Annotated in this window: 12 protein-coding genes; 6 read left to right on the forward strand and 6 right to left on the reverse strand. The window is 49.3% G+C overall.

The features are described from left to right. Positions 1-5 precede the first annotated feature (5 nt). From APY94_RS03805 to APY94_RS03815, 3 genes are read right to left on the reverse strand one after another with little or no spacing between them, the layout of a single operon-like run. Complete coding sequence (locus APY94_RS03805) at positions 6-2606, reverse strand: AAA family ATPase (protein ID WP_058938372.1); 2601 nt, start codon at positions 2604-2606, stop codon at positions 6-8. Further along, complete coding sequence (locus tag APY94_RS03810; RefSeq protein ID WP_058938373.1) at positions 2600-3037, reverse strand: hypothetical protein; 438 nt, start codon at positions 3035-3037, stop codon at positions 2600-2602. The genes APY94_RS03805 and APY94_RS03810 overlap by 7 nt, the downstream gene beginning before the upstream one ends. A gap of 13 nt (positions 3038-3050) precedes the next feature. After that, on the reverse strand, positions 3051-4604 hold the full coding sequence (locus APY94_RS03815) for an MBL fold metallo-hydrolase (protein ID WP_058938374.1): 1554 nt from the start codon (positions 4602-4604) through the stop codon (positions 3051-3053). A 242-nt stretch (positions 4605-4846) separates the two neighbouring features. Between APY94_RS03815 and APY94_RS03820 the strand changes: the two genes are divergently transcribed. The 4 genes from APY94_RS03820 (at position 4847) to APY94_RS03835 (ending at position 7549) form a co-directional block, all read left to right on the forward strand. Beyond that, positions 4847-5617, forward strand: coding sequence for a type IV toxin-antitoxin system AbiEi family antitoxin domain-containing protein (locus APY94_RS03820; RefSeq protein ID WP_058938375.1), 771 nt, complete (start codon positions 4847-4849; stop codon positions 5615-5617). Beyond that, positions 5614-6435 (forward strand): nucleotidyl transferase AbiEii/AbiGii toxin family protein, encoded by an 822-nt coding sequence (locus APY94_RS03825; RefSeq protein ID WP_058938376.1) that lies wholly within the window; start codon positions 5614-5616, stop codon positions 6433-6435. The genes APY94_RS03820 and APY94_RS03825 overlap by 4 nt, the downstream gene beginning before the upstream one ends. A gap of 151 nt (positions 6436-6586) precedes the next feature. Continuing rightward, positions 6587-6760, forward strand: coding sequence for a hypothetical protein (locus APY94_RS03830; protein ID WP_157065460.1), 174 nt, complete (start codon positions 6587-6589; stop codon positions 6758-6760). 324 nt (positions 6761-7084) lie between these two features. Continuing rightward, the gene (locus APY94_RS03835; protein ID WP_058938378.1) at positions 7085-7549 is read left to right on the forward strand and encodes a hypothetical protein; all 465 of its coding nucleotides are present in this window, start codon (positions 7085-7087) and stop codon (positions 7547-7549) included. A 13-nt stretch (positions 7550-7562) separates the two neighbouring features. Here APY94_RS03835 and gltA read toward each other — a convergent pair whose 3' ends face one another. Together gltA and APY94_RS03845 are read right to left on the reverse strand one after the other, a co-directional pair. Beyond that, the gene (gltA, locus tag APY94_RS03840; protein ID WP_058938379.1) at positions 7563-8999 is read right to left on the reverse strand and encodes an NADPH-dependent glutamate synthase; all 1437 of its coding nucleotides are present in this window, start codon (positions 8997-8999) and stop codon (positions 7563-7565) included. Next, positions 9000-9842: a sulfide/dihydroorotate dehydrogenase-like FAD/NAD-binding protein gene (locus APY94_RS03845; protein WP_058938380.1), complete on the reverse strand. Its 843-nt coding sequence runs from the start codon at positions 9840-9842 to the stop codon at positions 9000-9002. Between the two features lie 179 nt (positions 9843-10021). Between APY94_RS03845 and APY94_RS03850 the strand changes: the two genes are divergently transcribed. Then, positions 10022-10807 carry a 4-phosphopantoate--beta-alanine ligase gene (locus tag APY94_RS03850; RefSeq protein ID WP_058938381.1) on the forward strand — a complete coding sequence of 262 codons (786 nt, stop codon included), beginning with the start codon at positions 10022-10024 and terminating at the stop codon, positions 10805-10807. A gap of 2 nt (positions 10808-10809) precedes the next feature. On the opposite strand, the gene APY94_RS03855 is transcribed toward APY94_RS03850, so the two are convergent. After that, on the reverse strand, positions 10810-11541 hold the full coding sequence (locus tag APY94_RS03855) for a helix-turn-helix domain-containing protein (RefSeq protein ID WP_058938382.1): 732 nt from the start codon (positions 11539-11541) through the stop codon (positions 10810-10812). A gap of 103 nt (positions 11542-11644) precedes the next feature. Between APY94_RS03855 and dph5 the strand changes: the two genes are divergently transcribed. Continuing rightward, positions 11645-12439 (forward strand): diphthine synthase, encoded by a 795-nt coding sequence (gene dph5, locus APY94_RS03860; RefSeq protein WP_058938383.1) that lies wholly within the window; start codon positions 11645-11647, stop codon positions 12437-12439. Positions 12440-12465: the final 26 nt, after the last annotated feature.

The raw sequence follows: 12465 nt of genomic DNA on the forward strand, positions 1-12465 counted from the left end.
TTTGTTTAGGATTGTTGAGTGCTGTCCTGCGAATTACCTGTATTTGACTCAGAGTTTCCCTGAACCCTTTCGCTGTCATCCGAAGACTTCCCCATGACTACTTTGAGGGCTTTGAGGAAGTCCCCCTTTTGGCTCGGTAACGTGTAATGTTTTATTCTGTAGACAGGATTAACTTCAATTGGAGCATTACTGAAGCTGTTATCAAACGGGACTTCCTCTACAAACAGATTTTCTCCTAAAATCCATTTTAAAGATTCCCAGTCGTTGTAGAAGTACTCCATGAGCAGTGGGATTATCTCGTTGTACCATACGAAATGCAGCGTTTTGAGGTCGTTCACTCCTAGAAAATAACTGTGGCCAATCCTATGATCCCTGTCCTTTATTGCCTCGATTTTAAGATTCAACGTCTCTAAGAGTTCTCTCAGATTTATTTCTTCAATGATCTTGTCTTTGCCGTTGTTATCTTTCAGTGCACTAAGATTTGGCTCGACTTCCATGAACGCAAACCTTCTCCTAAGGGCAACGTCAAGTAGTGCAATGCTCCTATCTGCAGTGTTCATGGTTCCGATAATGTACAAGTTCAGTGGAACTCCAAATGGTTCCCCTGAATAGGGAAGGGTTACAATCAGTTCATTCTCTCCTCCAAGACGCTTATCTCTTTCTAAGAGAGTTATCAGCTCCCCAAAGATCTTGCTGATGTTTCCGCGGTTTATCTCGTCAATGATAAGGTAAAACTCTGGGGCTGTTTCAAAGTTGAAAATAGATGTATTGCCCTGCTGTAAGGCATGGATAATGACGGATTTAATATGTTTGTAAGCTTTCTCTATCGCCTCTTCATTGTTGACCCTTTCTAGTTCTTTGAGTACTCCAAAATAATAGGGTTCCATGCCGCTGACGGAGCTACCGAGTATTCTCAGGACATCTGAGGGTCCATTAATATTAGAACGATTCCTCCACAGTTGTTCTAGGTTAGTTTTAAATATTATGTCCGGATCATGGTCTCTCCCATCAGTGGGGAGAGTCTGTATTTTGTCATCTTCCTTGTCTTTGATCTTGAATCTTTTACCAGTTTTTGTCTCTAAAGTTGATCCCTCTGGATACATCTCCAAGAAAGCATCCCATAAAGCCTCAAATTTGAGTGTTTCATCAAGTGCGTTCCACATAGCTATTATTGGCATCTTTTTGAAAATGCCATCCTCAACAGCATATGTAATGTTATCCCCTTTGCTAATGGGCCTGAAGCCCTCGATGAACTCCTCATAGCTGTAGGACTGGTGGAAGGTAACGAAATCCCACCTGTTCCCAGGTTTATTTTCGCTAGTTTTAGTCTTAACATAGTTGTGAGCTAGCCAGGTTTTTCCAGTTCCTGGAGGGCCGTAGAGAATGATCTGACCCTTCCTTGAGAGGAGCTTATCCAACTTATCCTTATCTTTTAGAGGAATTGAAGGTCCTCCATTATTCGGTCCTTTTATCTCTAAAACACGCTCTAGGACTTTTCCAAATTTGCTCCAGTTGAGTTTTTCGAGAGTGTATCTAACTTTAGGTAATCCCTCTACCGTGATTCCGTTGGGATCGTACCAGAGGAACTCAACTTTTCTGGAGTGATTGTAATCTGCACCTTCAACAGGAGATTTCTCAAGATACTCGTATTTACCAGTGATCTTGCAGAGGGCCACTACCTTGTTAGTTCCCTCCTTTAAGATAACAATGTCTTCAATATCCATTGTGTTGTAAAATGAGAGCAACATTTTTGTAGCGAGCTTAGGAGTTTTCGTGGTGTAGTCTTTGGGATACATCTCTTTGATTTTTTGAGTTATTCTTTCACCCATCTTAGCTCCTTTTAGCAAGTTTAAATCCCCTATCTTTCCCCATCCAATAAATATCCTTCCGGTCTGATGAAATATTTCCAAATACCTGCCTTCTTCTCCAGGATACATCTGCCAAGCATTTACTTTGTCAAAGAAATTGAACATCTGGTCAATCTCAGCATTGAGGGGGAACCCATTCTCCGAAAGCTTGCCAACCGTTTTCAAATACTCTCCTTTTAGTTCCTCAAAAGCTTCTTTGAATTCATTGTAATCGTACTTTGTAAACTCATAGTACCTTTCCAAGAATCTTCTGGAGCATGCGTTCATTATTGGATTAGTTTCTATGTGCAACTTCCCATAAAGTTCCCCCATAACATTGAATAAGTTGCCCTGTAGTCCCTGAAAATTCTTAGCTTGCGGGTAATGTTTCCTCAGAAGTTCATACACCCCATTTATCCAGTCATCCTTGAATTCACTGGAATTTTTAACATCAATCACAATTTCCACAAGCGTTTGGAGATCATCGATAGGGGCCTCCTTAAGGAACTTCTGGAAAAGTTTGATGTTTCCCGCCCATATCTTTTTGTTGAACAGTTCTCTTAAAACCTCTCGTGCATCCCCATCTTTGTTTTCAAGTTTTTTTACAAGTTCATTTGTCTCCTTTATGTTTTTAATCCACCCAGATTCGTTAGTTAAGTTAAAACTCTCGTAGTTTCCTCCAACAAATTTAACAAAATTCTTCCACAAGGTTAGCATACTCACAAGCTCATCACGTTTTTTTTCAATGAGTCTTACCATACTACTCCCTCCAGCTTGGTGTTAACTTTGTCAAATACATCCTTAACGCTTTTCCAATAAATCAGGTTATCTTTTGATTTAATCCTTTCCCTGTTCACCAAATATTTTCCTTCGGGACTTGTAACAATCAACTCGTTCTTCAAAAGTTCTTCAAGTGTGTCATCCAAGGACTTCCACGGTTTTATGATGCTAGAGAACATCTCGGAGTCTACTTCATGAAGAACCACAAGGAATTTTTCAAGATCATCCTTACTGACCCCTTGCTCCTTTCCTCCAAAGTTCTGGAGATAGTAAATGATGTTCAGCAACAAGAACCTCCTTCTTCCTGCCCTAAGCCAATCCTCCCAGTGTTCTGGATGTTCTTCAGGATGTTCCACACAGTCCTTAATGTACTCAAAAACTTCTTTGCTCCTGTTATTTTCTTTGATCATAGAAGATTCCCCCCTAAACTTCCCAGCTTTCTCCGTCCTTTAGCGTGATAACCTTCTTATCCCATTGCCCTTTAAACCACTCAGGGTTTTCTGTATGAACAGGAATGACGTAATCCGGGTCAATCTTGTCAATGACCCTCTCCAGCTCCTCCTTTGAAATGTGACCCGAAGCGTGGAGGCTCCCCTCAAAGATAGGTTTTCCATCGTCATCAACACTAAAACCCCTAACTTCAAAGCCAAAGTACTGGAGCCAGTTCCACAGACGAAGGAAGCTGAAAGTCTGCTCCTCCGTGAAAGCCTCGCTGGAAGAGTAAATGTAAACTCCCCCTTCGGGCATCACGTCGAGGAGGTGTGGCATGTCATAGAATGAGAAGCACAGGATGTAGTTTTCCCTATCCCTGCCAACTTCCTCAGGAGTAATTCCAATGCCGGGGTAATTTAAGAAAATCCACTCTTCCCACTTCTCTGGCTTCGCCTTCGAGTTCCGGTAAACTCTCAACCCGGAAATGTAGTCTTTTCCGTCCACGAGGCCAAGAGCGTGGAGGAAGTACGCGTCCTTCGTAGTGACAACGAGCTCCCGTCCAGTCTCCTCTGCTATCTTCTTGAAGCTCTCCAGCCTCTCAAAGTTCCTCGCCGAGAAGTCCGCCACTACAAGACCTTTTGCCTCTTCCACGATAGCCTTAGCGTTCTTGTAGACTTCCTCCTCCGAGACGTTTTCATCGTCCTCTCTTCCTGCCCTTGTCCCTTCAGTTATTAGAACGCTTGCACTTCTTGCGGCTTTAACGAACTTCCTGCTTTCTCCCCTGTTCTTGCCGTGAAGCCTGAAGTCACCAGTGTAAGCGATTGCAGTGTTACCCTCCACAACGTATGCCAATGCACCGTAGATGGAGTGATCCACTGGGTAAGCATGAACTTCAAAGCCTAATTCTCTTTCCTTAAGGTGCTGGACTTTTCCGAGCTGGATTGACTTTGTTCTGCCCTTGCTTTTTGCCAGTTCAACATTTGCCAGCCAACTCAAGAAGTTTAAACCACTTTCAGAGAGCTCGTCCGTGAGAATTATGTTCCTATTAATGTAGTGCTTGATCTCCCTTTTCGCCTCCAGAACGTATGGGTTTGAATCGCTCGGCTTCTTGGGAGTGTAGTACGGAAGCTCCATTCCCATGTGGCTTCCTCTTGAAGTATCCCTAAGGGCCTTGAGGATTATCATAGTTGTGGGAGAGCCGACGATTGGAATGTTCTCATCCAGTAGCGTGATGTTCCCCACGTGGTCAAGGTGAGCGTGACTTATCAGAACAGCGTTTACCGGAATCTTGGGGTATTGTGAAACTTCTCCAGTTAAGTCCTGGGGGATGAGATCCTTCCGGTAGATGTTGAGTTTTGGTATCAGGCCAAGCTTCCAGAGGTCGTGGATTCCCCTTGAGGGTCTCTCACTTATGAATTCCTCATAATACTGAGCGTACTTTGCGAAGTTCATCCCAAAGTCCAAGAAGAGGCCGTTTTCGCCTTCTTGAATATGTATCTTTGAGCCACCAATAGTCTGGGAACCATCATAGACGGTAATTTTCATTACGAAGCACCAAAGGTATTATGTTGCTTTGATTTTTATCCCTTTCGGACTAAAGATAATAGAGAAAGGTGTGCATTCCAAGAAGGGGTGCAAAGGAATAGTCCTGGCCCTTGTTTCTTGCGGTCTTAGAGGCCCTCAATTAAGTGCGTTAAGGTAGAGTTCACATCGCATACAAAATCGCAAACTTTAAATTTAAAAATTCTCTATTAAGGACAAGAATATTTAGGCTAAGGCGAGAAAAAATGAACAAGATGGAAGTCCTGAAGAACCTCATGAAGCTGGGAACAGCATTCACAATCCAAGAAGCCAAGGAAACACTAGGAGTAAACAGCACCCTCCTCAAGTATTACCTCCAGGAACTAACCAGAGATGGTTTTCTAAAGAGAATTTATCGGGGCATCTACGTGATAACCCCAAACCCGGGTGAACCCCCTTCCATTGACCCATTTCTCCTCGCGTCCCTTCTCGTGAAGCCCGGCGCAATAGCATACTGGAGCGCTTTGAACTATTACGGCTTAACCGAACAGATTCCAGATACCACCTTTGTACAGACCCCCAGAAAGAGGGGATACTCAGGGGTTACAGATGTCAACGGCCAGAGATTCAAGGTCGTTGTAGTCGCTCCTCACAAGTTCTTCGGGCTGGAAAACATCAAGATAGGCGGAAGGAACATCAATGTAACAGAACCTGAAAAGACAATAATTGACTGCCTCGACAGGCCTCAATATTGTGGTGGAATAATCGAAGTCATCAAAGCATTAAAGAACGGAGGATACAATAAGAAAACTCTCATAGAATATGCAAAGAGGATGAGAAACACGACGATCTTAAGGAGATTGGGCTTCGTAAGTGAAAAGCTCGGACTCGGCCTGGAAGAAATGATAATCCCGCCCGAAGGGGGCTTTAAGGGGTTTCCTCTCCTTGACCCCACCATGCCACCCGGAGGTCGGTTTGATCGCAAGTGGGGGCTACGAATAAACGTTCCCAACGACTACTGGAGGAATCTGGAATGATAAGCGATGAAATAAAGCGGAAGAGTTCTGAACTTGGAATCTCCGTATCCACTCTCGAAAAGGATTATGCCATAAGCTGGATGCTCTATGGAATCTGGAAGAGTGGATTATGGAAGCAGTTAGCATTTAAAGGCGGAACCAGTATTAAAAAGGTGTATTTTGGGGAATACAGATTCTCCGAGGATTTAGATTACACTCTCCTCAGAGGTATGGAGAGTGACGTATTCGAGGAACTACTGCATAAGGCCGTGAATTTCGCAAATGACGGGCCTGTGGAATTTATGAGTCCGGAGATAAAGAAGAGGGCGGGTGTAAAACTCCATCCGGGCAAAACCCTGGGGTTTCAGATCAAAATTCCGTTTAGATTGCTGAGCAAGACAGGGGTCTCCCCAAGAATTAAGATGGATGTGACTCTAGAAAAATACGAGGAAATCCTCTTACCTCTTCAGGATAGGCCCATTATTCATATTTACTCCGATTTTCCCCGATTCAAGATGGTTAGGGCAAGAACGTATGCCCTTGAGGAAATTTTCGCAGAGAAGGTGAGGTCACTTTTCCAGCGTACCCGGCCCCGTGATCTCTACGATGTCTGGAAGCTAAGAGAATTTATTGATCTCACGAAGGTTCTTAGGGTACTGCCCTTGAAGTTCAAGGTTAAAGGCGTTGAGCCGAGTCTAAATTTACTGAGAAACCGCAGGGAGTACTATCTGAGAGCATGGGAGAGTAGCTTGGGGCACCAGCTCAGGGAGCTACCTGATTTTGATAGGGTCTGGGGAGATACTCTAATGTTTCTAGAGGACCTAATGGAAAGAATTTAGCAAACTAAAGCTTTTAGGGCAATTAGAGAAAAGCTCCATCATATGAACTTCCTTGAACAACTGTTCGAGTTATCATTTAGGTGAAGAACGCAGAAAAGACCTTGTGGAAATACTGGACAGGTTTTTCAAGTCTGGAGGAACAATTCCTCAAGTGATAATAGTGATGCATCATCCAGAACTTGAAAACGTCGCAGACACGCTTTATTTAGTTAAAAACATTGATGGTGCCTCTCAAGTGAGAGAAGTTGAAAGCCTAGAGGGGGAGGATATGACATTCAATCTTCTTTTGAAATTCTTTTTGCTCCCTTCTTTGAATCTGCCATAGAGTAGGTGAGCATCTACTGTCCGTTAGATTGTTCCGGTCTGAGTCGTGAAGTCACGGTAGGTTTGTCCAAAGTTTTTATCCGATGACTAGAAAATCGAGTCCGTGGAGATCCCTTTGTTTTCGGAACGAAAGCTTCTTAAGCTTATTTTTCAGAGGGGGTGTTGAGCATAGGTGATGACTAGGAATTTCCGATGACTAAAAGTCCCCTTTACGAGCCGTATTTGGCAATTGGGGGGCTGTAAGAGGTGTATTTCAGCTGCCGATGATGAGTGTCATCCCTCCTGATGCCAAGATGATGACATTATCCCCACCTGAGGTGGTTCCATGCTTGGATTCTTCAAGAAAAAGAAGAAGGAAACCTACGGGCCGCTCGTCTATCTGAGCGAGCCCACGATACTCTACCACACCCACACCGAGCGGGCGCTCCTTGAGATACTCGAGGAGAAGCTCGGCTCCAACAACTTCGTCGTTCCCTCTGACTACGGCCTCAGAACCACCGACCATCTGATTCCCGAGGCCGAGATATTCGTGGCGATAGCCATAATCGGCAAGTTCACTTCCCTGGTCGTCAGGGAGATCGAGATAGCCAGGAAACACGGGAAGAAAATATACACCCTGGACGTGGCCAGAAAGGACGACGAGATACTCTACCTCTTCGAGGAGGGAATTCCGGAGAGGATCGAGTGGCTAACCCCAGAGGAAACCCAGAGCCTCTACGCGGCCTTCCGCGGCGAGGACTTCTCAGGCTTCATGAAGTTCTTCGTTGGAGATAGGAAAAGACAGTGGTGAAAAAAGAAAGGACTCATGCGTTGGCCTTTTTGCCCTTTATGTACTCGTCTATCGCCTTGGCGGCCTTCTTTCCGTCTCCCATCGCCAGGATAACCGTTGCCTCCCCCCTTATCGCGTCGCCACCGGCGAAGACTCCTGGAATGCTGGTCATGAGGTTCTCATCGACGATCAGCGTTCCGTCAGGGTTGGCCTTAAAGCCGCTCTCCTCGAGGAGTATCCTGTTCGGCTCAAGGCCTATGGCTATGATGACGGTGTCGGCTTCGAGGGTCACGTATTCTCCGGTTCCAACGATTTTTCTCTTTCCGCGCTTGTCCCTCTCCTCGAGCGGGCGCATCTTCTCGAACTTAACCGCCTTGACCTTGCCGTTCTCGTCGCCTATGAACTCGACCGGCGTGAGGAAGAACTCGAACTTGACGCCCTCCTCCTCGGCGTGGCCTATCTCCTCTACCCTGGCCGTCATATCCTCCCTTCCGCGGCGGTAGGCGATTGTAACCTCCGCGCCGAGCCTGAGGGCAGAGCGTGCCGCGTCCATGGCGGTGTTTCCGGCACCTATGACGATAACCTTCTTCCCAACGGCTATCGGTGTATCGTACTCGGGGAACTTGTAGGCCTTCATGAGGTTGACCCTCGTCAGGAACTCGTTGGCGCTGTAAATCCTGTCGAGAAGGATTCCGGGTATGTTGAGCAGCTTTGGAGTTCCAGCCCCGGTGCCTATGAAGACTGCATCGTACTCCTCGAGGAGCTCCTCAATGGTGACCGTCTTGCCCACGATGTAGTTGGTCTTAACCTCGACCCCGAGCTTTTCCAGCTTGTCCAGCTCGGTTTTGAGGATGTCCTTTGGCAGTCTGAACTCGGGGATGCCGTACATGAGCACTCCGCCCGCCTCGTGAAGGGCCTCGAATATGGTGACCCTGTAGCCCATCTTTGCAAGCTCGAGGGCGCAGGTGAGTCCAGCCGGCCCGGCGCCAACGACGGCGACCCTGCCCTTTCCATCGGTCTCGGCTATGAACTCCGTGAGAAGCTCTTGGTCGATTCCCTTCTCGCGGGCGTAGTCAGCCACAAACCTCTCAAGCTTGCCGATGTTTATCGGGTCTCCGACCTTGCCCATGACACACGGCGCCTCACACTGCTCCTCCTGCGGGCAGACGCGTCCGGTAACGGCCGGCAGCGTGTTGTCATTCCAGATAACGCGCAGGGCGTTCTTAACGGCCTCATCCGGCTTGTCCGCGTTCTCGCGGAGGACCTTCAGGAAGCCGGGGATGTTGATGTGAACGGGGCAGCCCTTGATGCACGGGGCGTACTCCGGCGGACACTGTATGCAGCGCTCCGCCTCCTTGACGGCCGAAGCGAAATCGTAGCCGAGGTTGACCTCGACGAAGCTCTTAACGCGCTCCTCAACTGGTCTCTCGGGCGTAGGAACGCGCTCCTTAATGAGCTTTGGCTTCGCCATTCAGACCACCCCCTTGGACTCGAGGTAGTGCTTTTTGGCCATCTCCTGCTCGCGGACGAATCTGCTGTCACGCCTTATGACGTCGTCCCAGTCCACCTTGTGGGCGTCGAACATCGGCCCGTCGCGGCAGGCGAACTTTATCTCGCCGTTGTAGAGTATCCTGCAGGAGCCGCACATGCCGGTTCCGTCCACCATTATCTGCCTGACCGTGACGATGGTTGGGATTCCGTACTCCCTGGTCAGCTCGGCGAGCTTCTTGAGCGAGCCTAGCTTTCCCCCGCCGAAAACTATGTCCACCTTGTCCTTTTCGATAAGCTCCCTGAGAACGTCGAGGTAGTGTCCCTTGATTCCGCGCGAGCCGTCCTCAGTGGTGAGGTAGTATTCGTCGGCCACGGGCTTCGCCAGGAACTTCTCGGGATAGGAGTGGGCTTTGTCCTCAAAGGTCTGAATTGAGATCGTGTAGTTCCCGGCCTCCTTCATCGCTTTGAGCGTGGCGTAGTTCTCTGCCTGACCGCAGACGGCGTCGGAGACGAAGACGACGTTTCCGTAGTGTTTGACCTCGATGGGCTTTCCGAGCGGTCCCGCGACCGCGTAGAGGTAATCTCCAACGTCGAAGTTGTCCCAGAGGTCGAAGGTGGTCTTTCCGTGCCTCCTGATGAACATTCCCATCCTCCCAGTCTCTCTGTCGGCGTAATAGATGGACATGGGAATCCTTTCGCCCTTCTCATGTATGAGTAAAACAACAAACTGACCGGGTTTCCAGGCCTTGGCCACGTGAGGAGCCTCAACCTCAATAAAAAAGTCTCTCACGTCGAGCTCTTCTTTAGCAGTTATCCGATACATGGATGCATCACCTTGAGCATTTGTTCAAGTTTGTTCACTTTTGGTTTATGACAAATGGCTTTTATATAGATTTTTTAAACCAAAGGTTGAGAACGGCCGTACTTGAAAGACGGCGTATACGCCCCGTGCCGGGAGAAAGGCTTTTTACCCCCCGACCCCAAGTAACCGGGGGGATAAAAATGGTCGAAATACCCAAGAGCCATCCGCGCTACTGGAGCCTGTACTACAGGGAGAAGATTATCGAGGGAATGGAGAAGGGCATGACCGCCAAGGCCGGGCTGATAGCCCACGGCCGCGGTGAGGCCTTTGACTACCTCATCGGGGAGAAGACGATAGGACCCGCCGAGAGGGCCATGCGCGCCGCCGTCGCGAAGCTGATCCTGGCCGAACATCCGGTTATCTCGGTCAACGGCAACGTCGCGGCACTTGTTCCAAAGGAAACGATAGAGCTGGCAAAAGCGCTAAACGCCAAGCTCGAGATAAACCTCTTCTACCGCACGGAGGAGCGCGTTAAGGCGATAGCGGAGGAGCTGAGGAAGCACGATCCTGATGTGGAGCTCCTCGGGATAAACCCCACGAAGCGCATTCCGGGTCTTGAACACGAGAGGGGGAAGGTTGACGAGGAGGGAATCTGGAAAGCCGATGTAGTCGTTGTCCCGCTGGAGGACGGCGACAGAACGGAGGCCCTCGTGAGGATGGGCAAGTTCGTGATCACCGTTGACCTCAACCCGCTTTCCCGCTCCGCCAGGATGGCCGACATAACCATCGTTGACAACATAGTCCGCGCGTATCCGAGAATGACTGAGCTGGCGAGGGAGATGAAGGACTACAGCCGCGGAGAGCTCCTCGCGATTCTGGAGGGGTACAACAACGAAAAAACGCTGGGCGACGTGCTCATCCACATGAAGCGCAGGCTGACCAAGCTGGCCGAAGGAGGGGTCTGGAGGAAGAAGACGCTGGAGTGAGCTCAGAACTCCTTCTCCGTCTTTTCTACCAGCCTTCTGAGGCCGGCAATGAGCTCTGCCTCACTTCCAACGTTCGATATCACCAGCGGAACCCTCTCACGCTCGGCGAGCTTTACAGCGAGCTCATCGAGCTTTTTGACCCCGTGGAGAACAACAACGGCCGGCTTGAGTCCTTGAACGCGAACCGCTATCATCGGGCTCCTTCCCGTTGTGACCTTGGTGAATATCAGCGCCCTCTCGGTCGTCCAGCCGTAGAGCTTGAGGAACTCCTCGCTGCTCATCTCAAGGATCGCCTTTATGCTGTCGACGACCGTGTAGCCGTATATGCGCCTGTCGAGGAGGTGCATGTTGGCGACGACCTCCCCCCTGACGGCCCCAACGAGGTCCTTTATGGTTATCGGAAGGGCGAACTCCCTGATGTCAAGTATGGCGCTCGTGGGAAGCTCGCTGCCGAGGGTCTTGCTGAACGCGCGGATCACGTTTCCACCGCGCTTCTCGTCTATCTCAAGGAGGGCCTCGACGAACTTCCGTATCGTGGACGCCCCGGGGCTCTTTCTCCTGCCGCCCTCGTAGTCGCTTATGACCGAAGAAGAAACGCCGAGGTATTCGGCCAGTTCCGTCTGGCTGATACCGAATATTTCACGCCACTTGCGCATGGTTTTACCGGGGTCGGAGGAGAGGGTTATTTCTCCCGCTATCCTCTTTGCCAGGGCTTCTTTCTCCTTTTCAAGCATGTTGGTAAAGTGTTCGTCAATCGTTATAAGCTTTTCGGCAATTGCCTAACATCCCCGCCCTCAAGCTTAAAAACTCCCCGCCCTACGCTCCCCGGTGAGGCTCATGGCGATATACTTCATAGGGCTTGGCCTTTACGACGAGAGGGACACCACGCTCAAAGGGCTTGAAACCGCCAGAAAATGCGACCTGGTCTTTGCCGAGTTCTACACGTCCCTTCTGGCCGGAACAACGCTGGACAGGGTTGAGGAGCTCATCGGAAAGCCCATAAGAAGGCTCAGCAGGGAGGAGGTTGAGCTTCACTTCGAGCGCATCGTGCTGAGCGAGGCCAAGGAGAAAGACGTGGCCTTTCTGACCGCCGGCGATCCGATGGTGGCGACGACGCACTCCGACCTCAGGATAAGGGCCAAGGAGCTCGGAATCGAGAGCTACGTCATCCACGCTCCGAGCATCTACTCGGCGATAGCGATAACCGGACTGCAGATATACAAGTTCGGCAAGAGCGCAACCGTCGCTTATCCCGAGAAGAACTGGTTTCCGACGAGCCACTACGACGTGATAAGGGAGAACATGGAAAGAAACCTGCACACGATGCTCTTCCTTGACATAAAGGCCGAGCAGAACCGCTACATGACGGCCAACGAGGCGATGGAAATACTGCTCCAAGTAGAGGAGATGAAGAAAGAAAACGTCTTCACCCCAGACACGCTGGTCGTGGTTTTGGCGAGGGCTGGCTCCCTGAACCCAACGCTCAGGGCCGGCTACGTTCGGGACATGATCAAGGAGGACTTCGGAAGGCAGCCCCACGTGATGGTCGTTCCGGGTAGGCTCCACATAGTGGAGGCGGAGTACCTGGTGGCCTTCGCGGGGGCCCCGAAAGAGATACTCGACGGAATCTAGCGAAAGCTTTATATTTCTCTCCACAT

Origin of the sequence: Thermococcus celericrescens, from assembly GCF_001484195.1 — an archaeon.
GTDB lineage: Archaea > Methanobacteriota_B > Thermococci > Thermococcales > Thermococcaceae > Thermococcus > Thermococcus celericrescens.